This is a genomic window from Paenarthrobacter sp. CCNWLY172, from assembly GCF_037402035.1.
Classification (GTDB): Bacteria; Actinomycetota; Actinomycetes; order Actinomycetales; family Micrococcaceae; genus Arthrobacter.
In genome coordinates, this window is sequence record NZ_JBBEGB010000011.1 from 97,649 (window position 1) to 121,298 (window position 23,650).

Annotated in this window: 21 protein-coding genes, 1 tRNA gene and 1 riboswitch; of the genes, 11 read left to right on the forward strand and 11 right to left on the reverse strand. The window is 63.5% G+C overall.

The genetic code is table 11. The annotated features are described in order from the left end of the window. Positions 1 to 24: 24 nt before the first annotated feature. Positions 25 to 651: a hypothetical protein gene (locus WBN73_RS17105; RefSeq protein ID WP_337340890.1), complete on the forward strand. Its 627-nt coding sequence runs from the start codon at positions 25 to 27 to the stop codon at positions 649 to 651. A gap of 40 nt (positions 652 to 691) precedes the next feature. Here WBN73_RS17105 and WBN73_RS17110 read toward each other — a convergent pair whose 3' ends face one another. Beyond that, positions 692 to 1,513, reverse strand: a complete 822-nt coding sequence (locus WBN73_RS17110; protein WP_207596598.1) for a hypothetical protein — start codon at positions 1,511 to 1,513, stop codon at positions 692 to 694. A 108-nt stretch (positions 1,514 to 1,621) separates the two neighbouring features. Here WBN73_RS17110 and WBN73_RS17115 point away from each other — a divergent pair. From WBN73_RS17115 to WBN73_RS17125, 3 genes are all read left to right on the forward strand, one after another. Then, positions 1,622 to 1,694 (forward strand) — tRNA-Arg (locus WBN73_RS17115). Between the two features lies 1 nt (position 1,695). Continuing rightward, positions 1,696 to 2,154 (forward strand): DUF6314 family protein, encoded by a 459-nt coding sequence (locus tag WBN73_RS17120; RefSeq protein WP_337340891.1) that lies wholly within the window; start codon positions 1,696 to 1,698, stop codon positions 2,152 to 2,154. Continuing rightward, complete coding sequence (locus WBN73_RS17125) at positions 2,151 to 2,549, forward strand: NUDIX hydrolase (protein ID WP_207596596.1); 399 nt, start codon at positions 2,151 to 2,153, stop codon at positions 2,547 to 2,549. Before WBN73_RS17120 ends, WBN73_RS17125 begins: the two co-directional genes overlap by 4 nt. A gap of 6 nt (positions 2,550 to 2,555) precedes the next feature. On the opposite strand, the gene WBN73_RS17130 is transcribed toward WBN73_RS17125, so the two are convergent. Next, complete coding sequence (locus WBN73_RS17130; protein ID WP_207596595.1) at positions 2,556 to 4,469, reverse strand: ABC transporter ATP-binding protein; 1,914 nt, start codon at positions 4,467 to 4,469, stop codon at positions 2,556 to 2,558. Beyond that, positions 4,466 to 6,133: an ABC-F family ATP-binding cassette domain-containing protein gene (locus tag WBN73_RS17135; protein ID WP_207596594.1), complete on the reverse strand. Its 1,668-nt coding sequence runs from the start codon at positions 6,131 to 6,133 to the stop codon at positions 4,466 to 4,468. The genes WBN73_RS17130 and WBN73_RS17135 overlap by 4 nt, the downstream gene beginning before the upstream one ends. A gap of 209 nt (positions 6,134 to 6,342) precedes the next feature. Between WBN73_RS17135 and WBN73_RS17140 the strand changes: the two genes are divergently transcribed. The 7 genes from WBN73_RS17140 (at position 6,343) to WBN73_RS17170 (ending at position 12,233) form a co-directional block, all read left to right on the forward strand. After that, positions 6,343 to 7,065, forward strand: a complete 723-nt coding sequence (locus tag WBN73_RS17140) for a hypothetical protein (RefSeq protein WP_337340892.1) — start codon at positions 6,343 to 6,345, stop codon at positions 7,063 to 7,065. Further along, positions 7,062 to 7,769, forward strand: coding sequence for a hypothetical protein (locus tag WBN73_RS17145; RefSeq protein ID WP_207596592.1), 708 nt, complete (start codon positions 7,062 to 7,064; stop codon positions 7,767 to 7,769). Before WBN73_RS17140 ends, WBN73_RS17145 begins: the two co-directional genes overlap by 4 nt. Positions 7,770 to 8,009: 240 nt before the next feature. After that, positions 8,010 to 8,825: an amino acid ABC transporter substrate-binding protein gene (locus tag WBN73_RS17150; protein WP_207596591.1), complete on the forward strand. Its 816-nt coding sequence runs from the start codon at positions 8,010 to 8,012 to the stop codon at positions 8,823 to 8,825. Beyond that, positions 8,826 to 9,485, forward strand: a complete 660-nt coding sequence (locus tag WBN73_RS17155; protein WP_207596590.1) for an amino acid ABC transporter permease — start codon at positions 8,826 to 8,828, stop codon at positions 9,483 to 9,485. Then, positions 9,472 to 10,266 carry an amino acid ABC transporter ATP-binding protein gene (locus tag WBN73_RS17160; protein ID WP_280627105.1) on the forward strand — a complete coding sequence of 265 codons (795 nt, stop codon included), beginning with the start codon at positions 9,472 to 9,474 and terminating at the stop codon, positions 10,264 to 10,266. The genes WBN73_RS17155 and WBN73_RS17160 overlap by 14 nt, the downstream gene beginning before the upstream one ends. A 14-nt stretch (positions 10,267 to 10,280) precedes the next feature. After that, on the forward strand, positions 10,281 to 11,189 hold the full coding sequence (locus WBN73_RS17165; protein ID WP_337340893.1) for a hypothetical protein: 909 nt from the start codon (positions 10,281 to 10,283) through the stop codon (positions 11,187 to 11,189). 3 nt (positions 11,190 to 11,192) lie between these two features. Beyond that, complete coding sequence (locus WBN73_RS17170; protein ID WP_337340894.1) at positions 11,193 to 12,233, forward strand: hypothetical protein; 1,041 nt, start codon at positions 11,193 to 11,195, stop codon at positions 12,231 to 12,233. Positions 12,234 to 12,314: 81 nt separating this feature from the next. Here the strand turns inward: WBN73_RS17170 and WBN73_RS17175 are convergent, their stop codons facing one another. From WBN73_RS17175 to WBN73_RS17210, 8 genes are all read right to left on the reverse strand, one after another. Next, positions 12,315 to 15,344, reverse strand: a complete 3,030-nt coding sequence (locus tag WBN73_RS17175; RefSeq protein WP_337340895.1) for an alpha-mannosidase — start codon at positions 15,342 to 15,344, stop codon at positions 12,315 to 12,317. A 124-nt stretch (positions 15,345 to 15,468) separates the two neighbouring features. Continuing rightward, positions 15,469 to 16,380: a formate dehydrogenase accessory sulfurtransferase FdhD gene (gene fdhD / locus WBN73_RS17180; RefSeq protein WP_207596585.1), complete on the reverse strand. Its 912-nt coding sequence runs from the start codon at positions 16,378 to 16,380 to the stop codon at positions 15,469 to 15,471. A 1-nt stretch (position 16,381) separates the two neighbouring features. Beyond that, positions 16,382 to 18,688 (reverse strand): FdhF/YdeP family oxidoreductase, encoded by a 2,307-nt coding sequence (locus WBN73_RS17185; RefSeq protein ID WP_337340896.1) that lies wholly within the window; start codon positions 18,686 to 18,688, stop codon positions 16,382 to 16,384. Positions 18,689 to 18,753: 65 nt separating this feature from the next. After that, positions 18,754 to 20,112: a molybdopterin molybdotransferase MoeA gene (locus WBN73_RS17190; protein ID WP_207596583.1), complete on the reverse strand. Its 1,359-nt coding sequence runs from the start codon at positions 20,110 to 20,112 to the stop codon at positions 18,754 to 18,756. Next, positions 20,109 to 21,014 (reverse strand): NTP transferase domain-containing protein, encoded by a 906-nt coding sequence (locus tag WBN73_RS17195; RefSeq protein WP_337340897.1) that lies wholly within the window; start codon positions 21,012 to 21,014, stop codon positions 20,109 to 20,111. The genes WBN73_RS17190 and WBN73_RS17195 overlap by 4 nt, the downstream gene beginning before the upstream one ends. Before the next feature lie 42 nt (positions 21,015 to 21,056). Then, positions 21,057 to 21,557: an HNH endonuclease gene (locus WBN73_RS17200; RefSeq protein WP_024819811.1), complete on the reverse strand. Its 501-nt coding sequence runs from the start codon at positions 21,555 to 21,557 to the stop codon at positions 21,057 to 21,059. Positions 21,558 to 21,810: 253 nt separating this feature from the next. Beyond that, the gene (locus WBN73_RS17205) at positions 21,811 to 22,584 is read right to left on the reverse strand and encodes an NlpC/P60 family protein (RefSeq protein WP_280627091.1); all 774 of its coding nucleotides are present in this window, start codon (positions 22,582 to 22,584) and stop codon (positions 21,811 to 21,813) included. A 99-nt stretch (positions 22,585 to 22,683) separates the two neighbouring features. Beyond that, positions 22,684 to 23,430: a C40 family peptidase gene (locus WBN73_RS17210; RefSeq protein ID WP_242703539.1), complete on the reverse strand. Its 747-nt coding sequence runs from the start codon at positions 23,428 to 23,430 to the stop codon at positions 22,684 to 22,686. Between the two features lie 4 nt (positions 23,431 to 23,434). Further along, positions 23,435 to 23,595: riboswitch (cyclic di-AMP (ydaO/yuaA leader) on the reverse strand. Positions 23,596 to 23,650 lie beyond the last annotated feature (55 nt).

The window sequence follows — 23,650 nt, forward strand, 5'->3', positions numbered from 1 at the left end:
TTATGTGGCGGGATAATGAATGACATGGCCAAGACACCAGCCCAGCGCATCAGGAAGCACGGAGCAAAGGCAGTGGTTCCTGATCACACCCTGCCTCCCGTGATCAACACCACCACCCAACGCACCCCGCAGAAGGCGCAGAGCAACTCCAAGCTCATTGTGATCGCGGGCGTGGTGGCCAGCTTGTTCCTGTTCTGGTACCTGCACCTGCTGACGTTGAACCAGATGTCCCAGCTCTCAGGCGGCTTGGCCATGCCGGATTCATTGATCGGCGGATTCTCGCAGGAATACGTCAGTCAGCTCCGCGCGGCCATGGACGAATCCGCGCGCGGCCAGCTGAACTACGTACACAAGACCGCAGGCACTTTGTTTCCCCTGATTTTCGGCTTCAGCTGGCTCCTGCTCATCGGCACCAACGTGGCCCGGAAGTCATGGCGTTGGGCCATGTGGGCGGCTCCGATGCTGTTCGCCGTGGCCCATCTGTGGTCCAACGTCGCCATCGATTCGATGCTGGCTTCGGACGCGCCCGACGCCGGATCGGTGGCTTTGGCTTCCGGCCTCACCATCGCGTCGTGGGTACTGTTCCTGGTCAGCCTCGGGTGCGGCGTGCTGGCTGTCTTCCTGGGACGGAAGAGCGCACAGCCCTCCTGACAATCCGCCGGTGCTTGGTCCGCGCCCGGCGCATCCCTGGTTACCGCAACCGTGCCGCTTTCCGTTCCGTGTGCACCCGCTGCGCGATGACCAAACCGGCGGCAGCCAGCCCTATGGTCACCGGATACCCCATGAACCGTTCCAAGAGCCCGGGCAAGGGCACCTCCATCCCGGTGAGCCCGCCGATAATAAGCGCACCGATACAGATCAGGCCGCACGCCCCAAGGAACCAGCTCATCGGTGTCTGCCGGAACCACAGGATGCCCAACAGCAGCAGCGCGAAACCACCACCGATGAAGAACATCAGTGCACCCGCAAAATGCCAGGGCGAGCCGAGGTCTTCGGGCACCAGGCCGACAATGACGGTTCCGACGCCGGCCACTCCGGTGAGGACACGGATGGCCACAGCCAGGATCCACGGCACGGTCAGCACGCGGGCCGGAACGGACCCAGCGCCACCCGCCCCAGTCCTACCAACTCCGGCCCCACCCGCAACGGACCGGAATCGGCGGGCCGCCACACCCGGCTTTGCCGCGACGCACAGAAGCCCCGCGGTCAGGAACAACGCACCCAGCACCAGGGCCAGTCCCTGCACCACGAACGAGGCATTCATCAGCACATGCAACGGCGAGCACACGGCCCGGTCCTCGTACACACCGCAGGACACTGCTCCGAGGTCGCTGATGTATCCGGTGGCCCGGCTGTAGGGCTCGGGACCCGCCCACGCCTGGATCACGGCAGCCTCGGCCACGAAGTACTGGACGACGCTCAGCTGCGCCCACCCGCCGATGTTGGCCCGGATGTTACGGAGGTCGGGAAAGAACGATCCGGCCTGCGCCGGTGCAGTGGAAGGCCCTGTCATGCTCGCCAGCCTAGCGGTGTTCGGGCAGCGCCCCGGCAGCTTGTATGCTTGTAGTCGTGTCCGGGCCCCTGAGCTCCAGCAGTGGGATTCAGAGCCATGGACATACAGGCCCTCGTAGCTCAGTGGATAGAGCACGGCTCTCCTAAAGCCGGTGTCGTTGGTTCGATTCCAATCGAGGGCACTTGAATCACCAGCAACCCACCCAGGACTTGCAGGCCTACCTGGCCGGCAGCTGGAGTGTGGAGCGAACCCTCCTGGACCGCGCCTCAGGCACCAACGGTACCTTTACCGGCGTCGTGCGCTATTCCTTCAATCCCGACGGCGGACTGGACTACCGCGAAGACGGAACCATGCACTGGCCTTCGCATTCCGGCCCGGCTTTCCGCGAATATTTCCTCAAACCAGGCGCCACAGCGGATTCGATGGACGTGTTCTTTCCCGACGGCAGGCCATTCCACGTCATGAGCTTCTCTGAGCAGGGACATCAGGACAAGCACTGGTGCGATCCCGATGATTACCGCGTCAACTACATCTACCGGGGCCCGGATTCGTTCAGCTTCACGTGGGATGTCCATGGACCGGCGAAGGATCTCCTGTTGGAATCGCACCTGGTCCGCCTCGATGCGGGGAGGCCAGTGTGACCGGACCAGACCTGATCGTGGTGAGCGCCGTCTGCGTCTACAACCAGGATGGCCAACTGTTGACCGTCCGGAAGCGTGGCACAAACAAGTTCATGCATCCTGGCGGTAAGCCGGAGCCCGGCGAAACGGCGGCTGAAGCAGCGTCGCGGGAACTGCATGAAGAAGTGGGCATCGAGGTAGCACCGCACTTGCTCCAGCCGCTGGGCGTCTGGCTTGCGGTCGCTGCCAACGAAGCGGCGACCACCATCGAGGCCACCGTTTTCACAGCCCCTGGAACCTGGGAAGCGCACCCCTCAGCGGAGATCGCCGAGATCCGCTGGCTGGACCTCAACGGACCTTTGCCCAGCGATCTGGCGCCGCTGCTGACGGATCACATCATCCCGCTGCTCACGTAAAAAGCCCTACAGCTCCGGGACAGCTTCCTGCGCCACCGCCGTGGCCTCAGCGAACTGCGTTTGGTACAGCTCGGCGTAACGTCCGTCCGCGGCCAGCAGTTCGGTGTGCGTGCCACGCTCCACGATCCTGCCGTCTTCCACCACCAGAATGGCGTCGGCCGCACGGATGGTGGACAACCGGTGCGCAATCACGACGGCGGTACGCCCCTCGAGTGCCTCACCCAGGGCCGCCTGGACGGCGGCTTCGTTGGTGGAGTCCAGCGCTGCTGTGGCTTCATCGAGAATCACTACGCGGGGCTGCTTGATGAGCAGGCGGGCAATGGTGAGCCGTTGGCGTTCGCCGCCGGACAGCCGGTAGCCGCGCTCTCCCACCACAGTTTCGAGGCCATCGGGCAAGGACCGGATCATCGGCTCCAGGCGTGCCCGCCGGAGCACATCCCACATGTCCTCTTCGGTGGCATCGGGCCGGGCGAGGCGCAGGTTGGAGGCGATGGTTTCGTGGAACAGGTGCCCGTCCTGGGTCACCATGCCCATGGTGTCCCGGAGGGAATCGAAACTGAGGTCGCGAACGTCCACACCGGCTCCTGGCTGTTGTCCGCCCAGGCGCACCGCGCCGGAGTCGACGTCGTACAAGCGTGAGAGCAGTTGGGCCACGGTGGACTTGCCGGCGCCCGAGGAACCCACCAGGGCTACGGTCTGTCCGGGTTCAACCCGGAAGCTGACCCCGTGCAGGACTTCCTCCCCGCCGCGGGTATCCAAGGTGGCAACGTCCTCCAGGGAAGCCAGCGATACCTTTTCGGCGGAGGGGTAGGAGAACCGGACGTCGTCGAATTCCACAGCAACCGGCCCGGTCGGAACAGCCACTGCGTCGGGCTTCTGAGTGATCAGCGGCTTCAGGTCAAGGATTTCAAAGACCCGCTCGAAACTGACCAATGCGCTCATGATTTCCACCCGGGCATTGGACAGGGCTGTCAGTGGGGCGTAAAGCCGGGTGAGAAGGAGCGCCAGGACCACAACATCGCCCGGGGCAAGCTGCCCGCCGAGCGCCAGCCAACCGCCCAGCCCATAGACCAGGGCCAAGGCGAGCGCCGATACCAGCGTCAGGGCCGTGACAAACGTGAACTGGAGCATGGCGGTCCGGATTCCGATGTCCCGGACCCGGCCTGCCCGCTCAGCAAATTCACGGGACTCTTCATCCGGGCGGCCGAACAGCTTCACCAACGTGGCGCCCGGGGCAGAGAACCTTTCGGTCATTTGTGTGCCCATGGCGGCGTTGTGCGCGGCAGCTTCACGGCGGAGGTCGGCCAGTTTGGAGCCCATGCGCCGGGCCGGGATCAGGAAGATCGGCAGCAACACCATGGCCAGCACAGTGACCAGCCAGGAGGTGTTCAACATGACCACCAGGGTCAGGACCAAAGCCACCACGTTGCTGACGACGCCGGACAGCGTGCCGGCGAAGGCGGACTGCGCCCCGATGACATCGTTGTTGAGGCGGCTGACCAGCGCGCCCGTCCGGGTTCTCGTAAAGAAGGCGATAGGCATGCGCTGAACGTGGTCGAACACGCGGGTGCGGAGGTCCACAATGACGCCCTCGCCAATGATGGAGGACAGCCAGCGGGTCACCAGCCCCACACCGGCTTCACCTACGGCGACGATGGCGATCAGGACCGCAAGCCAAATGACCGTCCCCACCCCGGCGTTGGCGATGATGGCATCAACCACCTGGCCTGCCAGCACGGGCGTGGCGACAGCCAGGAAAGCACCTGCGATGGAAGCGATCACGAAGGCGATGAGCTTGCCCTTGTGCGGTGCGGCGAAGGCCATGACCCGCTTCAGGGTTTCCTTGGAGAACGGCTTGGATCCGCTCTTGGCAGTGGTGATGTTGTACAGCGAGCTCCAGGCCACGCGGTCCATGCTCATGGTTGCTTCTCCTGGCTGGGGGTGTGGTGCAGTTCCTGGACCTGTCCGTTGTTGAGGTGCCAGCGTGAATCGAGGCGCACGTTTTCCAGCAGCCGGCGATCGTGGGTGACCAGCAGGAGTGCGCCCTCGTAGTGTTCCAGCGCCTCTTCGAGTTGCTCGATCGCCGGGAGGTCCAGGTGGTTGGTGGGCTCGTCCAGTACCAGCAGGTTCACGCCACGGGCCTGCAGCAGCGCAAGGGCCGCACGTGTCCGCTCCCCTGGGGACAACGAATCCACCGTGCGCGAGGTGTGGTCGGCCTTCAGCCCGAACTTGGCCAGGAGCGTCCGGACATCGGCGCTGTTCCAGTCCACCAGCACGGCTTCGACGGCGTCACCAAGCGGCTGCCCGCCGTCGAGCAGTCCACGTGCTTGGTCAATCTCGCCGACGGCGACGGAGGCACCCATGGAGGCATCGCCGTCGTCCGGTTCCTGCGTTCCAAGCAACAGGCGCAGCAGTGTCGATTTACCGGCGCCGTTGGGTCCTGTGATGCCGATGCGTTCGCCGCCGTTGAGTTGGAGGTTCACCGGTCCCAACGTGAAGTCACCTTGGCGCGCGACGACGTCACGCAAGGTGGCGACGACGGCACTTGAGCGGGGTGCCTGGCCGATGCTGAACTGCAGCTGCCACTCCTTGCGCGGCTCCTCCACCTCGGTGAGGCGGGCAATGCGCGACTCCATCTGCCGGACCTTCTGGGCCTGCTTCTCGGACGACTCACTGCTTGCGGCGCGACGGATCTTGTCGTTGTCCGGGTTTTTCTTCATGGCGTTGCGGACGCCCTGGGAACTCCATTCGCGCTGGGTGCGTGCGCGGGAAATGAGGTCTGCTTTGGTGTTGGCGAATTCGTCGTAGCGTTCACGGGCGTGGCGCTTGGCCACGGCGCGCTCTTCGAGGAACGCCTCGTAGCCGCCGTCATACACGGCCACGGAGTTCTGCGCGAGGTCCAGTTCCACCACAGTGGTGACGCAGCGGGCCAGGAATTCGCGGTCGTGGGACACCAGGACAGCGCCGCCCCGAAGGCCCTGAACAAAAGCTTCAAGACGGGCAAGGCCGTCAAGGTCGAGATCGTTGGTGGGTTCGTCGAGGAGGACGACATCGAAGCGGCTGAGCAGCAGCGCGGCCAAAGCCACGCGTGCTGCCTGCCCACCGGAGAGCCCTGTCATGAGGGCGTCGGCGCCAAGTTCCAGACCGAGATCGGACAGCACAGCCGGAATGCGGTCCTCAAGGTCCGCTGCCCCGGAGGCCATCCAGCGGTCGAAGGCCAAGGAGTACGCGTCATCGGACCCCGGAGCCCCGGACCCGAGGGCCTCGGCGGTTGTTTCCATCTCCACGGTGGCCTGGGCGCACCCCGTCCGGCGCGCAATGTAGGCAGCGATGGTCTCGCCCGCAGTGCGCTCGTGCTCCTGGGGCAGCCAGCCCACAAACGCGTCCGACGGCGCCAGGCTGACGCTGCCCGCTTGCGACTGGTCCACGCCGGCCAGGATGCGAAGCAGCGTGGACTTTCCGGCGCCGTTCGCCCCCACGACGCCCACAACGTCGCCGGGCGCAACGGTCAGGGAAAGGTCGGAAAAAAGGGTGCGATGGCCGTGGCCACCGGCAAGATCCTTGGCCACCAAGGTTGCTGTCATGTGTCTATCCTCCAGCAGGGAAACGCAGGAACTCAGGCCGCGATTCCCGCAGGCATGGAAAAACCCGTTGGTCCGGACTTGGGGGGTGTACGGACCAACGGGTTCAAGCATCAAGCATAATTCAATGTGGCGTCGGCGTAAAATCGTTTCGTACTCCCACGTGCGGCTTTCTCATACCCTCCCCCGCGACCCGTCCCGGAAAGTTCCCCATGCCCTTACCGTCCAAGGCGTTCCAGCGCTGGCTTCACGGCGTCGCGCCCGATGCCAGCACGGCTGATGTCTGCAGGATCGCCGGCATCAAACGGACAACGCTGGCCCAGCAACTGGTCCGCGGAAAGGTTGCCGAGTCCACGCTGGTGAGCATCAGCCGCGGATTCCAGGTGGATCCGATGCAGGCCCTGTCGACGTTTGACCTTTACGCCGACCTCAGGGGTGGCCCGGTGCCCCCGACGCCCTGTGAACTGGTCAGCCAGGTCGCCACGATCGATCTGCTGCGGGCAGTGGTGGAACGCAGCGAGCCAAGCGCTGCCCCTGCGGCCCTGCTTTCCGAACCTCCGCACCCTACGTCGGTGCGGAACTGGGTAGACGCGATCGACGACGGCGAGTTGCGGCACCGCGTCAGCGAAGCCACCGGGATTGCGCCGCAGAACTTCTCGGCCCATCTGACGGCCAACAGGCTGCCGCCGGAACTGGCCATCGCCACTTCCCGGGCTGCCGGCGTCGGACCCGCCGGAGGACTGGTAGCTGGCGGGCTGATCACTGAGGCCGAGGCCGGGTGGCCACCGAATGCCCGCCGGGAAGCCCTGGACCGAATGACCCAAAGCTCGCTGGTTACCCTGGCCGGCGAACGGCTCCTGGCACTGGGCAAGACCTTGAAGCGCCAGGAACAAGACCACGAACGTACCGAAAGAATTTGGGAGAACCTAGGATGACGGCTGTCCTGCCATGGGTGACGCTGGTTGTATGCCTGGCTGTCACGGTCGCACGGATCCCCAGCGCATTGCGGGGCGAGAACCGTGTGGTGTTCTACATCTTCTCCCTGATCTCGTTGAGCATTTTCATCAGCATCGAAGCGCCCTACCTGGTCCTTGACGGCTGGCTTGGCGGAATAAACGTCGGGAACCTGATCCTGCGCTTCCTCCTGTATGCCACGTTCTTCCTCATGGGCATCAAGATCGCCACCGCGTTCGGTTCGCCCTCTGCCGTCCGTGCCATCCGGGGTCCCGTTGGTCTTTGTGTCGGGGCCATCGTGGCAATCCTTACCGTCTACTTCTTCGTCATCACGGACACGCGAGGGTCCTCAGCGGGCATGAGCGGACTGACCTGGGGGCCGTCCCTGGAGGCCTATGCGTTCATGGGGCGCTTCTACCCGGGATTCGTAGCGGCCTGCTTGGTGCCCGCGATCTGGCGGACCGTGGTGAGCGCGGCCCCTGTGCTGCTCCGGGTAGCTTCGGCGTTGCTGCTCCTGGGATTGAGCCTGCTCCTGCTGTCCCAACTTTTCCCGTTGATCCCCTTTTCCGAGGCATGGCTAAGGGTCCTCATCAACTACTCGGCAGCCATGTCCACGTGCATTGGCCTGGCCGGAATCTGGTTCTCCAAGGCCTATTCGCGAAGAAAACAACGTCTCGCAGCGTAAGACTTTCACAAAAGCATTAGATCGTGGCACAATCATGAATGTGTGAACACGGTTTGCAGCCTGACACCGGAATCAGAGAACGGGTTTCCGGTGGATGTGGCGCCCATGCGATCACAATTGGGGGGATGAGTGGTGGCGGGCTGTTGGGGACCGCCCCCACTCAGCCTTTTTAACGCCCTTGGTGCGGGCATCAGCGGTCCCACTCCCAGCAAGGCTCCTTACGGTGGCTAAGATGGCTCCATGAACAGCCTTCGCACCCGCCGCTCCGTCATTGCCGCCACTCTGGCCTCGGCCGCCCTAGCGCTCACAGCGTGCGGTGGGGGTTCAACTCCCGCTCAGTCAGGCGGAGACACCTCCCTTTCGGACGTCAAGTCCAAGGGTGAGTTGGTCATCGCCACCGAGGGCACCTACCGCCCCTTCAGCTTCCATGCAGAGGGCGCCGGGGACCTCACAGGTTTCGATGTCGAGATCGCACAGGCTGTGGCCGGAAAGCTCGGCGTGAAGGCAACGTTCCAGGAGACACAGTTTGATGGCATCTTTGCCGGCTTGGACTCCAAGCGCTTCGACACCATCGCCAACCAGATTTCCATCAACGACGAACGCAAGGCCAAGTACGAGTTCTCCACTCCGTACACCATCTCCACAGGCGTCGTGGTGACCAAGTCGGACAACACCGGCATCAACAGTTTCGCGGACCTCAAAGGCAAGACCACCGCCCAGTCGCTGACCAGCAACTTCTACAAAATGGCCGTGGAAGCCGGCGCCAATGTGCAGGCAGTGGAAGGGTGGGCACAGTCCGCCACGCTGGTCCAGCAGGGCCGCGTGGACGCGACCGTGAATGACAAGCTCACGTACCTCGACTACGCCAAGAACACCCCTGACTCCGGTCTGAAGGTCGCGGCCGAAGCGCCCGAGAAGACCGAAAGCGCGTTCGTCTTCCGCAAGGGTTCAACGGAACTCACGGCGGCCGTGGACAAGGCCCTGGCCGACCTCCAGGCAGATGGAACCATGGCAAAGATCTCCGAAAAGTACTTCGGCGCGGACGTCACCAAATAGATGAACTGGGACCTCATCTGGAGTTCCTTCGGGCCGATCATCACAGGCGCCGTGACGGGCACCATTCCCCTGACGCTCGCTTCATTCGCCTTCGGGCTGGTTCTGGCATTGGTTGTTGCCCTGTTGCGGCTGAGCCCCAACTGGCTGCTGTCCGGAATCGGCCGGTTCTACGTATCGGTCATCCGCGGCACTCCCCTGCTGGTGCAACTCTTCGTGATCTTCTTCGGCCTCCCCAGCATTGGCATCCGGCTTGATCCCTGGCCGAGTGCCATCATCGCGTTCTCGTTGAACGTGGGCGGTTACGCCGCCGAAATCATCCGGGCAGCCATTTTGTCCGTGCCCAAGGGCCAATGGGAAGCAGGCCACACCATCGGCATGTCCAGGCCGCAGACGCTGGTGCGCATCATCCTCCCCCAAGCTGCCAGGGTGTCAGTACCGCCGTTGTCCAACACCTTCATTTCGCTGGTGAAAGACACCTCCCTCGCGTCGCTGATCCTGGTCACCGAACTCTTCCGCAATGCCCAGCAGATCGCTGCTTTCAGCCAGGAGTTCATGACCCTGTACCTGCAGGCGGCCCTGGTCTACTGGGTCATTTGCCTGGTCCTTTCCACGGGGCAGTCCGCCGTGGAAAGGAGATTGGACCGCTATGTCGCCCACTAACGAACCACACTCCACATCAGTCCTGAAGGCCCGCAGCCTCGCCAAGGCATTCGGCAGCAACGTGGTGCTGCGCGACATCGATGTCGATATCCGCCGCGGCCAGGTGGTGGCCTTGATCGGGCCATCGGGATCCGGGAAGACCACCGTCCTGCGATCGCTTAACGGCCTTGAAATTCCCGACGGCGGCACGGTCACCTTCGGGGACAGCGACGGCGGAGGTGAACTCGCCATCGACTTCGGCGCGAAGGTTGGCAAGAAGGATCTTGCCGCCTTGCGTGACCGCAGCGCCATGGTCTTCCAGCACTACAACCTGTTCCCGCACATGACGGTCCTGAAGAACATCACCGAGGGCCCCATCCAGGTCCAGAAGAGGCCACGGGCCGAGGCCATCGCGGAGGCAGAACGGCTCTTGGAACGCGTGGGCCTGGCAGATAAACGCGACGCCTACCCTTTTGAACTCTCCGGTGGCCAGCAGCAACGTGTAGGCATCGTCAGGGCGCTGGCGCTTAAGCCCCAACTGCTGCTGTTCGACGAACCGACCTCTGCGTTGGACCCGGAACTGGTGGGGGAAGTCCTGGGTGTTATCAAGGAACTCGCCGAGGAAGGCTGGACCATGGTGATCGTGACCCACGAGCTCGCCTTCGCCCAACACGTAGCGGACGAGGTCATCTTCATGGACGGCGGTGTGGTGGTGGAACGAGGTCCTGCTGCCGAGGTCCTGCGTGCGCCCACGCAGGAACGGACCAAGCTTTTTGTGAAACGGCTCCAGCACGACGTCTAGGAGACTCAAGGAAAATGGGGGAAAAGACTTTGGATACAGCAGCCGAACCGGGGCGCAGGAAGTCCCGGCGTGCCGTCATCATTGCCGCAGTTGTTGCCGCCGCCGTTGTGGCTGGAGGGCTTGGCACGTGGTTTGTCCTCTCCCGCCCGGCAGGCGTTCAGCGCGCAGATGTTGTCCGCTTGGACAAGGAACGCGCCATTCTGGACAACTCGATGAACCTCTACGATCCACTGGTCACCCGCTTTTCGGTCCGGCTGACGAACGTGATGTCCGAAACTGCCGGGCAAGAGGCACAGGACACTGTCCTCAGCCAGGATGGTGACCTCCTGAAACGCGAGTCCGGGATAAACCGGGATCGCCTTGACCGGATGGGTTCATCACCAGCGGTGCAGGAGCAGGAAATCAGCGAGGCCTACAATCGTTTCAAGGAAAACTACGGGGCCGTCATCTCCTACAACGACCAATTGGCGGTCAACACCGCCAAGGTCACCCAATCCGTCGGTGGGCCATGCGCTCCACTGCATTCGTCCCTGAACGTTGGCAGCGAGACGTATTCCGAAGACTACGTCAAAGGCGCTGACGCCTGCCTTACCGCCGTTGGCGCTGCCAAAGACGGCACCGATGCCGATACCACCGAACTGCTGACATCAGTTGAAGGCATTATCCGCGGACAGCGGGACAAACAGCAGGAAGTCCTGGATGCCAAGGACGACTTCGAACGCACCGCCAAACGCACGCTGGCCGGACTCGCCATGCTGGAGATCAACGACGCCCTCAAAACCGCCGAAACGAAGTATGAGGGCACCGCGAAAGAGAAATACACCCAGCTCATCAACAATGCCAACGAGTCCAACAAGGCCTTTGAAAGTGCCCTCAGGAAACGCACGGACCAGTTTGATGCTTCAGGCAAGGACGGGGAATAGGCCATGACGATCGAACCCGGACCCACGCCTCAACCGGACCCCGCACAGCAGCCGGCGCCCAAGAAGCGCAAGCTGGCCCTCATCCTGGTCTCCAGTGTCGTTGTCCTGCTGCTGATGGCCGCAGCGGCTGTCGTGGCGGTGACCCAAATCTCCGGCCAACAACGCAAGGAAAGCCTGCAGACGCTGAAGGACCAGCATGTCTCCGCCCTGGTGGACGCCCGGAGCAAGCTTCAGCCTGCGGCCAATGCGTATCTCGCGGCGTACAAGAAGGCGCGGAATGCCCCGGCTTCGCAGGAGGAAGCTGAGAAGAATTCCTCCACGGAGCGCGAGGAGTTCCAACGCGCGGCGGAGGCTGCCCGGACAGCACTGAAGAACGTCCAGGATGCCCACTCATCGAAGGAAGACGGGGTCGGCATCGCCGTCGGGCAACTTGGCGGCTCGTACGGTGGCTTCGTTGACCATATGGAAGGCCTGGTGGAGTCCTACCCGGAGTTTGAAGGCCTTTTCCGGGCTGACGGCGCAGGATGCAACGGTTTGTTCGTCGGTTCCAAGGCCTCAACCTTGAGGGAACGCCAAACCTTGCTCAGCCAGGCCGCGGCCCCCTGCAGGGAAGCTGCGAACCAACTCAAGCAATCAAAGAATGTGGCCTATGTCGAATTTGCCCGCACCTTTGACAACAGCGTCGCGCAGCTCGAATCCAACGCGGAGATCACGGCGAAATCGGAAGAGAACTACAACGAATTCGTCCGGCTCAAGGATCAAATGGTCCAAAAGACCGATGATGCCACCGCACGCAACGCCTCCGACGAGGAATTCCTGAAGATTGCCGACGAACTGAAGGTCCTCAACGCAAGGATCAGGTACAACCGCTCGGAGTTCGATTTTGCCGCCAAACGGTACCTGTCCGGCGTCAAGGACATGCCCGTCTTGGTGGAGGAAGTCTTCTCAAAGAGGATCGCCGACGAAATCAAGAGCTACGACGCCGTGATCCCCTTGCGGGTTCAGATTCTGAAGGATGCAGTGGACGTCGAATTGGTCGAATAACCCACCGCGCCACCACCACAAACGCCGGCGGCCTTGCACGATTTCCCGTGCAAGGCCGCCGGCGTTCTACTGTATTCCGGGTCAGCGTGTGAAGCGCAGGGTCACCAGTTGGAACGGCCGAAGCACCAGCTCCACCTCCGAGCGTTCCCCCACCGTCACTCCAGGCGCCTCTGCAACGCGTTCCAGTAGGTCGGTGGCAGTGGCACCAACTACCTCAAATCCGGGCCGTACCGTGGCAGCTGAGCGCTCCCCCAGCGATTCGTAGAGCCGGACGATCACGTCGCCGGATCCGTCCTCGGCCAGCTTCACGGCTTCCACCACAATGGCCGGGTTCGAGACCGAAACCAGCGGCTCCACGGGGTGCCCACCGGTCACGAACCGTGGCTTCAGGTTGGTGCGGTAGCCCTCTTCCACGGCATCGGCGATTTCAGCGCCGGGCCGGATGGAAACCTCCAAGGTGTGTTCTCCCCTGTCGGCTTCAGGGTCCGGGAACCGGGCCGAGCGCAGCAGCGAGGTGCGGACCGTCGTCGTCGTTCCGCCATCGGTGCGGACCGCCCTGGTGACATCGTGTCCGTAGCTGGAGGAGTTGCTGACGGCAACTCCATAGCCTGGTTCTGCGACGTGGATCCAGCGGTGCGCGCAAATTTCGAACTTGGCGGCTTCCCAGGACGTGTTGGTGTGGGTCGGCCGGAAGACGTGGCCGAACTGTGTCTCGGACGCCGAACGATCCGCCCTGACGTCCAGCGGGAAGGCGATCTTCAGCATCTTTTCGCGTTCCTGCCAGTCCACCGTGGTAGAGATCCCCAGGGACTTGGCACCGGCGTCGAGCGTGATGCGCTGGGTGATGGTGGAGGCGCCCACCTTCCGTTGGACCACCACGACGGCGCCACGCGGCGTGCGCTCGAGGTCGATGGTGTCCGCTTGGGTCAGCTGGGTGACGTTCCGGCGATAGAACTCTTCGATGTCCCACGCGTCCCATTCATTGGGGGTATCCCGGAACAGCTCCAGCAGGTTGCCGGACTGCCCGGGTGCTATGGCGTCGCGGCCGCCGGCATGGTCCACCAAGGAGGTGAGCAGGCCGTTGCCGTCCAGAACCGCACGGATGATGCCGTTGTCCAGCACGAAGCCGCCGCCGTATTCCTCCACCTGTACATCGTCGCCGGGTCCATCGGCTTCGGCTATTGCCAGAGCCTGCACACCGCTGCGCGGATGCGGGGCTGCGTTGAGCAGGAAGCTCGTGCTGCCGGTCCCCACCAGAGCCTGGGCGGCATGGCTGATGATGGCCTCAAGGTCACGGGAAATGGCCTCATAGTTGCGCTCGGCGTCCTGGTGGACCCAGGCGATGGAGCTGCCCGGCAGGATGTCGTGGAACTGCTGCAGGAGCACCAGTTGCCAGAGCCGCTTCAGCTCGGCTTGGGGATATGTGTAGTCCGCACCGAGACGGACGGCGGCGGTGGAGCACCACAGCTCGGCCTCGCGCAGCAGGTGTTCGCTGCGGCGGTTGCCTCGCTTGGTCTTGGCTTGGCTGGTGTAAGTTCCGCGGTGCATTTCCAGGTACATCTCGCCCACCCAGACCGGAAGGTTGGTGTACTCCGCCTCGGCCTTGGTGAAGAAGTCCTTGGCAGTGCCCATCCGGACCTTCGGCGAACCTTCAAGGTCTGCAGTGCGGTGCGCGGCGGCCACCATTTCACGCGTGGGTCCGCCACCGCCGTCGCCATAACCGAACGGCACCAGTGACATGGTTCCGCGGCCGTGTTCGCGGTAGTTGCGTTCCGCGTGGGCCAGTTCGCGGCCGTGCAGTTCAGCGTTGTACGTATCCACCGGCGGGAAATGCGTGAACAGCCGGGTTCCGTCAATGCCCTCCCAGGTGAAGGTATGGTGCGGCATCCGGTTGACCTTGTTCCAGGAAATCTTCTGTGTCAGGAACCAACGGGAACCGGCCTCCTTCACGATCTGCGGGATGGCACCGGAGTAGCCGAAGGAGTCCGGCAGCCAGGCCTCCTGGCATTCGACGTCGAATTCCTTCAGGAAGAAGCTCTTGCCCTCCACGAACTGGCGGGCCATGGCCTCGCCTCCGGGCATGTTGGTATCCGATTCCACCCACATGCCGCCCACGGGGATGAACTGACCGGCCTGGACCTTCTCCCGGATCCGGACAAAGAGCTCAGGGAAGTACTCCTTGATCCACGCCATCTGCTGGGCCGAGGAGCAGGAGAACACAAAGTCAGGATCCTCGTCCATGAGTGCCACCACGTTGGAGAACGTCCGGGCACATTTACGGATGGTCTCGCGGACAGGCCACAACCATGCGGAGTCGATGTGGGCATGGCCCGTAGCCAGGAGCTGGTGGGCGGAAGCATAAGCGGGCCGGCCCAGCACTTCCTTCAGCGCTTCGCGACCGGCCGCAGCAGTTCCAGCGACGTCGTCCGGGTCCATGATGTCCAGCATCCGTTCCAGCGCCCGCAGGATTTCATGGCGGCGGGGAAGTTCCATGGGAAGTTCATGCATGAGTCCGCTCAGTGTCCAGATGTCCTGGTTGAGTTCCCACACCGTCTCGTTCAGCTCTGCCATGGCGATGCGGCCCAGGCGGTAGCGGGGCTCGTCGCCGGACGTCGCTTTGTCTCCCAGCGGAGTGGGAGCAAAGGACCACCCCTGGGCAACGTCCGGGTTCGCCGCTGCTTCAACATAAAAATCCACGGAGTGTCCGCCGCCAAGCAGTTTGACGGGGACGTGATAGTTCCGGGGCGAGATCGCCTTGATGATGCTGCCGTCGGCGCGCCAGGCGGTGCCCTCGCACTGGAACCCGGGGACGTCGCTGTTGAAGCCGAGGTCCACGATGATTTCCACCGACGTGGATTCAGCCATACCCCAGTCCTGCGGGACTTCACCCTGCAGGTGGAGCCACTTGGTGCTCCAGGCCTTTCCCCACGGGGCGCCGTGCTCCTGCGGGGTGAAGAGCTGGCGCACAGCCTCTGCCGCCGGCACGGGCTCGCCGGGAACATCCCAGCTGCTGAGCTGCAGCGGTAAGGCTCTCCCGTAAATGGCCGGAAGAATGCGTTCCCGAACGAATCGATCGAGGCGCTGTTCAGTGATCCGGCGGTCGTCGTGCAATTAATTCCCCTTTGGGCTTTAGCTGGATTTCACGCTTGGTACACGCACCAGGCGTGCAGGTTCAGACGGCGATTCTGGGCTCGCCGCGCTTCCAATCGATGGATAAAATCTACTTTGTTCCAGCCTAATAGCCAAGTGATTGACGGCTATCCCCTACGGGCAGCGCATCTGCCGGGGCCGGTTCTGCGAGGATTCTGTCCCGGCCGGCATAGACATTGAGACTATGCCCCCGGCTGAACCCTGCCAGCGTAATCCCCGTTTCTTCTGCGAGTTCAGCTGCGAGGCTTGACGGTGCGCTGACCGCGGAGAGCACGGGAATGCCCGCCATGGCAGCCTTCTGGACCAATTCAAAGGACGCCCTCCCGGAGACCTGGAGGACTGTCCCTCTCAGCGGCAGCATGCCCGCCCGCAAAGCCCAGCCCACTACCTTGTCCACCGCGTTGTGCCTGCCAACATCTTCGCGCAGGCAGAGCAGCTCGGTGGTTCCGTCGTCGTGAATCCGGAAGAGTCCGGCAGCGTGCACACCGCCCGTTTTGTCAAAGACCGCTTGCGCCTCCCGGAGACGGTCCGGCAGTGCGGCCAAGGCGCGGACCGGCACCGTGACGTTGTCCTCGCGCGGACTGTGATGGGAAGACTTGCGGACAGCTTCGATGGAGTCCGTCCCGCAGATTCCACAGGAACTGGAGGTGTAGACGTTCCGGCCGGTATCGGGCCGCACCACGTCAGGCCGGAGTTGTGCGTCCACCACGTTGAAGGTCTGCACACCGTCTTCGTTCTCCCCCGCGCAGAATCGCTCAGAGATCAGTTGGGCGGGCTCCCAGATGATCCCTTCCGAGACGAGGAATCCGGCCACGAGGTCGAAGTCGTCCCCGGGGGTCCGCATGGTCACGGAGAAGGACATCTCCCCCAAGCGGATCTCCAGGGGCTCCTCCACGGCCAGTACATCTTCCTTGTATCGGACAGGATGCTCCAGCGCCTGCGGTGAGCCGTCCAGGACAAACTTATGCACCTTGCGGCGCTGGGTCACGCGTCCCATATCAGGCTCCGTTCTCCACATGCTTGACGAAGTGAACCGTCATGGCCTTATAGCCGGGGGTGTTGGATTCCCTGGCCACCAGTTCGCGGTGGACCAGGGCGTTGGCCTCCGGGAAGTACGCAGCGGCACAGCCCTTGGCCGTGGGGTATCCGATGAGCCGGAACTTGTCGGCCCGCCGTTCCGTTCCCGCGAAGGTGGAGATGACATCCACCAGGTCCCGGTCCTCGAAGCCCAGCTCCTTCAGGTCATCCGGGTGGACCAGGATGACCCGCCGCCCCTCCGAAACGCCGCGATACCGGTCATCCAAACCGTAGAACGTGGTGTTGTATTGGTCGTGGCTGCGGACGGTCTGGAGGATCAAGTGGCCCGGCGGCGCTTCGAGGTACTCAAGTGGCCGCACGGAGAAACGTCCCTTGCCGATGTCCGTGGCGAAGGTCCGCGTGTCCCGGGGCGGGTTGGGCAGCACGAAGCCGTTCTTGGTCCGAACCCGGGCGTTGAAGTCCTCAAAACCGGGAATGACCCTGGAGATGTGGTCCCGGATCACGTCGTAGTCCTCGGCCATGGACCGCCAGTCCACGCTGTGGTCATCACCCAGGGTGGCTTGCGCCATCCGGGCTACGATCACAGGCTCACTCAGGAGGTGCTCAGAGACCGGCTCCAGCCTCCCCTGCGTCTTGTGGATGACGGACATGGAGTCTTCCACGGACAGGAACTGCTTGCCTTTGGGGTGTTTGTCGTCGGTGTCCGTCCGGCCCAGGGTGGGCAGGATCAGGGAGGTCTTGCCGTGGACCACGTGGGCACGGTTGGGTTTGGTGGAGATGTGGACCGTCAGCCCTGCCCTCTTCAACCCTTCTTCCAAAGCTGCCGTGTCCGAGCCGGCCGCAGCGAAATTCCCACCCATGGAGACGAAAACATCCACTTCGCCCTTCTCCAGGGCGTGTTGGGTCTCCACGGAGTCATAGCCGTGGTCTCGCGGCATGTGGAAGCCGAATTCCTTGTCCAACGCAGCCAGGAACGGCTCCTTGGGTTTCTCCCAGATCCCCATCGTGCGGTCGCCCTGCACATTTGAGTGCCCGCGGACGGGGCAGGCTCCGGCACCGCGCTTGCCGAAGTTCCCTTGGAGCAGCAGCAGATTAATGATCTCGCGCAAGGTATCCACCGAGTGTGGCTGCTGGGTCAGTCCAAGGGCCCAACAGATGATGGTGGCCTTGGACGCGGCCATCATTTCCGCGGTCTTGGTGATCTCTGCACGCGTCAGGCCAGTGGCGCGCCCGGTCTCTTCCCAGTCCAGGACTGAACGTGCTTCCTTGTACGCGGCGAAGCCTTCGGTCTGCCCCTCAATAAAGGAATGGTCGACGACGGTGCCCGGGTTGCGCTGCTCTTCTTCCAGGAGCAGGTGGCCCAGCGCCTGGAACAGCGCGAGGTCGCCACCGACCTTGATCTGCAGGAATTCGTCCGCGATGGTGGTGCCACCGCCAATGACGCCGTTGAGGGACTGCGGGTCCTTGAAGTTCAGCAGGCCTGCCTCGGGAAGCGGGTTGACGGCGATGATCTTCCCGCCGTTGTTCTTGCAATCCCGCAGTGCGGACAGCATCCGGGGATGGTTGGTTCCCGGGTTCTGGCCCACCACCAGGACCAGTTCGGCGTGGTGGATATCCTCCAGCGAGACCGTGCCCTTGCCGATTCCAATGGTGGGGTTCAGTGCGCTGCCGGAGGATTCGTGGCACATGTTGGAGCAGTCGGGCAGGTTGTTGGTGCCCAGGCTCCGGGCGAACAACTGATACATGAAAGCGGTCTCGTTGGCCGTACGGCCGGAGGTGTAGAAAACGCATTTGTCCGGCGTGGTGGCGTTGATGTGCTCGCCGATCAGCGCGAAGGCCTCGGTCCAGCTGATGGGCGAATAGTGTGTATCCCCGGGCTTGATGACCACGGGCTCGGACAACCTTCCCTGGCTCCCCAGCCAGTATTCGGTCTTGTCTTCGAGGTCAGCCAGGGAGTGTTTCGCCCAAAATTCCGCGCCCACAGTGCGGGTGGTGCTTTCCTCGGCAATCGCCTTGGCGCCGTTCTCGCAGAACTCGGCGGGGCTGCGCCTGCCGGTAATGGATTCGGGCCAGGCGCATCCCGGGCAATCGAAGCCGTCGTGCTGGTTGACCCTGAGCATGGAACGGACCGTGCGGGCCACTCCGGCCTGGGCGTAACCGCGTTCAAGAGCCACCGTGACAGCCTTGAGGCCGGCAGCGGCTTGTTTGGGTGGGTGGATTTGCAGGTCATCTTCATTGATGTCCTGTTCGGGAGCATGCCTGTTCATAAGTCCATCATTGCACTTTGTTAGCACCCTCACCTGGTTCGCTGCAGTGCTCCGGAGTCCAGCACTCAGGCGTCCAGCGCGCTCCAGTCCACCGGGCCGGAGGGAGTCTTCTTTGCCTGCCGCGCCGGGGCCTTGCGGGGCTTGTCTTCCGCGGACTTGGGCGCGGGCAACGGTTTGCCCCACGGCAAGGCAAACGCCGGGACCAGCTCGCCCAGTTGGACTCCGTGGGGCGGTACCACCATGACCCCGTCCGCGCCGGCCAGGCCCCGCATCATCCCGGGACCCGTGTGCTGCGCCGGCGATGCCAGGCCATACACCAGCTTGAACGGCATCAGGCGGGTCCGGCCGGGATCCGCGTCGATCATGGCGCCGCAAGGAACTTCACCTACCCCGTCCAGCTGCCGATGACCCAAAGCCGCCAGCAACGGCGCACCCACCGTTAGCAGCGCCATCATCGCGGCAAGTGGATTTCCCGGCAGGCCCAGCACAAAACGGCCATCGGGCAGTTCAGCCAGCACAGCAGGATGACCGGGGCGCATGGCAATGCCGTCGATCAACAGCCGGCCGCCGAGTTCAGCCACGGCCCGCCTGAAGTGGTCAGTCCCGGACCGACCGGTCCCGCCGGTAGTGATGACGACGTCCGCCGGGGGCTCAGTTTCCTGGTAAGGGTCATCAGCTGTCAGCTCATCCAGGGCCGGTTCGGTGTCCTGGAGTGCGGAAATCCATTCTTCATAGTTGTCGCCCACCCTGAGCTGCTCTCCTGCGATGCCACCAAGGAGCTCCACCACAGCGCCCAATTGCGGGCCGAAAGTATCACGCACTTGTCCGGGCAGCGGAACCCCTTGTGCCACAACCTCGGAGCCCGTCAGCAGAAACCTGACCAGCGGCTTGCCGAGGACCTCCAGCTGGTCCAGACCGGCCAGCGCAGCCAAAGCGATGTGGGCCGGGTTGAGCACGGTTCCGGCAGTAAGCAAGACCTCCCCCGCCGCCGCCTCTTCTGCGGCTTTACGGATGTGCTGGCCGTTGCGGGGTTCGCCGGGTTTGGCGGTTCCGCCCAGCGCAAGGACCGGAAGGCCGTCGTCGTCGGTGGTTATGACGCCGCTCTCGCTGCGAAGTACTGCTTTAGCACCCGGCGGAATCAGCCCGCCCGTAACAATGGGACTTGCTTGGTGGGGAGCAAGCCTCTGGCCCGGTTCACTCAGGATCCACGGACCGCTTCCGTTGACGGCCCACCCATCCATGGCTGAGGAAGCGTAGTGCGGCATATCCTGCACCGCCCGGGCATCGGCAGCTAGGGTGCGGCCGAGGGCTGACCTGAGCGGGACAGGAGCCGGAGGGATGGGAGCGGCACAATCGAACGCCCGCTGCCGGGCCTCCTGCCAGGTGTGTGCCGCGTGATGGCCCTCGGCGGGGGCCTCCGTCATTCGGCGTCAGCCTCGGACTCCGAGTACTCCTTGGCAACTTTGCGGGCCAGTTCCAAGGCGGCATTCATGGACGCATCATCGCTTGCCTGGCCAATGCCGCGGGCCATGCCCGCCGCGTAGCCGGCTATGAAGGTGGTCAAGGGCGCTGCGGGGCGCACCACTGAGTGCGCCGCCACTCCGGCAACAGCGAGCACTTCATTGACGTCCACTTCAACGCCTTCAAGCTCGAATGCCTGCAGCAGTGTGCGGCACCATTCCTCGAGCGTCTCTTCCTGGCTCTTCACGTCCGCCTCCAACTTGTAGTCAATGCCCAGGGCCGCAGCGTCCTCCCATGTATCCACGTCATCCGTGGAGCCTGGGGGGACGGCTACGTCCAGCAGGTTCAGCCTAGCAAGCAGGCGGAACACTGAAGCGTTCGTTAACCCGGAACCTTCGGAAGCTTGAGCCACTTCCCGTTCGAGGGCACTGGTGCCGTAGGCACCAAGGAGGGGCTGCTTCCGGCCATCGGCAGAGACAGCCATGGCACCGTCCACCCCCGCATGGGCCTCCAGGGCTTTCCAGAGGAACGAAACGCCACGGGACACGTGCGGCATATCGCATGCCAGGACGAGCGTCCAGGGAGCGTTGTTTCCGTTGTCCTTCATCGCCGCCAACCCCGCAGCAATCGCTGCGGCGGGACCCGCAAATGCCGGTTCCTCCCGTGCCCGCAGCACCTCGACCGGTAACGGCTCACCGCCCGTTCCTGAAGCGTCAGGACCTACCACCACCACAGCTGACGCACCCCGGGCCGCCTGCAGGGCGCGTGAAAGGAGCGTCCCGCCGTCGTACATCAACGACGGCTTGGGCACGCCACCGAGGCGGGTGGCCCTGCCACCCGCCAGAATCACGGCATTGAACTCCATTCGCCCAGATTACCGGGGCGGCCGGAGTTCAGCAGAAATCGATCAGGCAGCGGATTCCGGCAACAGGAACGGGTCCCAGTCCGGCGCAGGTTTCTCGAGTTCTTTGATCTGCCACATGGTTCCCTGGGGCACTCCAGGCGTGAAACGGAGTTTCCAACCCATTTCAGCCAGCGTGTGGTCGCTCTTGGCGTTGTTGCATTTCAGACACGCCGCGACCAGGTTTTCCCAGGAATCCGCGCCGCCCCTGGATTTGGGGTGGACGTGGTCTATGGTGTGGGCTGTTTTCCCGCAGTAGGCGCAGCGATGGCCGTCGCGGCGAAGGACCCCGCGTCGGCTCACGGCGGTAATCCTGTTGTACCGGGGACGGATGTAGCGGTTAAGGAGGATCACGGAGGGGCGTCCGAGAATCTCCTGTGGCCCGACGACAGGCTCGTCGCCTTCGGCCACTACGCTAGCTTTCCCAGTCAACACAAGGACCAGCGCCCGGCGGAATGTTATTACCGCCAGCGGTTCATATCCAGCATTCAGAACGAGTGTGCGCATGCACGTACCTCTTCACGGCCGCACCCGTCAGGGGCACGAGGGCCGGCTGCCCTCTGCTTGTACGGGCTGTGGATCGACAAGATAAGGGTAAGCACTCATATGCCGTATCAACGAATTTTTCCGTCGTTTCCCGTGCAGTGTCGCCAAGAGTTCATGCGAGGTTAAGAGGCGTGGAGCCGAATCCGTCCCTTAAAAGCAGAACACCCCGCCGGCCTGAGCCTGCGGGGTGTTGCTGTCAAAACCAAAGGCTGGATCAGCCGTTCACGCGGATGAAAACCGGGCCGGAGCCTACGTTGACGCTGAACAGTGCCGTGGTGGATCCGTTCCATCCACCGTGGACTGCCTGGCCGTTGCCGACGTATACAGCGATGTGGGCCTGTCCGGCCAGACCGCCGTTGGCGTAGTAGGCGAGGTCGCCCGGCTTCGCTTCCGCTGCGCTGACCGTGCGGCCGAGGGAGAGGTAGCCGGCCGGCCAGTCGTGGAAGTTGATGCCAACAGCTGCCAGGGAGTTGGTTACCAGCATGGTGCAGTCCTGGGTGACGCCGAGCTGCGCATAGGCGGCAGCGGCAATTGCAGCACCCAGGCCACTTGCAGCGGCCGGAGCCTTTGCCTCAGGAGCCGCGGTGTTGACGGCCAACGTGGCGTTGCCGGCAGTTGCCGTGCTTTCTGCTGCCTTCTTGGTTTCTGCCTTCGCAGGAGCCTTCTTCTCTACGGGGGCCGGAGCCTGCACCGTGGTGACCACGGGGCGCTCGTAGGAGATGGCAACGGTGGAGTCCGCAGCGATGGTGGCCTGGACTACCGACTGGACGTCAAGGGTGGACGTCGCGGTGGACTCACGGTCCACGGTGGTGTCGGCCGCGTTGGCAGCAACACTGCCGGTCAGGACCAGGCCTGAAGCTGCGGCAATAACAGCCGCCTGGCGGCCGACGCCGCCGGCGTTTTCACTGACGGCCTTGGCGATCACGGCAAGCGAGCTGGTCTTGGGGGCCTCAGCGCGATGCCGTGCAACCTTGGATGCACTGGTCATGGTTTTCTCTTTTCGTATCCGCGTGCAGTTGGGGTACACGCGGCTCATTGGCGCGCCAGCACTTGGGGGCATGCTGGCGAACCCCGAACCGGATTGTTTCTAGCGGAGGGTAAAGAAGGAGGACGTGCCCGTGGAGGCAGCCGAGTGCAGGAGCGTGCCCTGTCCCGGGTTCAATGCGCTGATCATCATGCCGTTGCCAACGTAGATGCCTACGTGTGCTCCGCCGTTCTGCATGACCAGGTCACCGGGGACAGGAGTGCTGGTGGGCTTCATGGCCGTCCAGGCGTTGACGCGCGGGATGCTGATGCCGGCCTGCGCGTAGACCCACTGGGTGAAGCCGGAGCAGTCCCATCCGTTGGGCGTGGTGCCGCCCCAAACGTAAGGGTGGCCGATTCCGGTGTAGGCGATCGCGGCGAGGCCGGAAGCGGCGGCGCTGGAAGCAGCATCCTTGGCTTCGGACGACTTCGCAGTCACGGCGCCTGCGGTGGCCTGGTTGCCGTTGGCCGCGGTGCGCTGGGTGGTCTGCGAAGCGCGCTGCACAACCTTGGGAGCTTCCTTGGTGGCCACTACGGGGCTCTCGAAGGAAACGGTGGCGGTGGGCTCTGCGGTGACTACCGCAGTGGTGACCATCTGCTGGGTGCTGGAGGCTTCCGACTTGGAAACGTCGGTGTCCGCTGCCTGGGCCGGCAGACCGACACTGAGGACGAGGCCTGAGGCTGCTGCCAGGACGACGGCCTGGCGGCCAACGGTACCGGCGTTGGATGAAACAGCCTTGGAAAGCGTGTTCAAGGGGTTCGTACGAACCGATTCGGCGCGGTGGCGCGCAGGGGTAGTGCGTGATGACACGAAGGTAGCCTCTCCCAATGCCTGCGAGGTGAGCTGTCGGATTCGGATGGGAGTCATCCGGCCACGCTGCTTCAAGGAAGCTTTGCGACTTAACCCCAAGGCCTTCTTGCGAAGACCAGAAGTGGTTCCCCCGCCCCTGCCAGACGATTTATGCGAACGGACCTCGAGTGGTGGCAGAGCTAGGCAATCCACTCAAGTGCACCGGCCCCCTAAAAAGCCG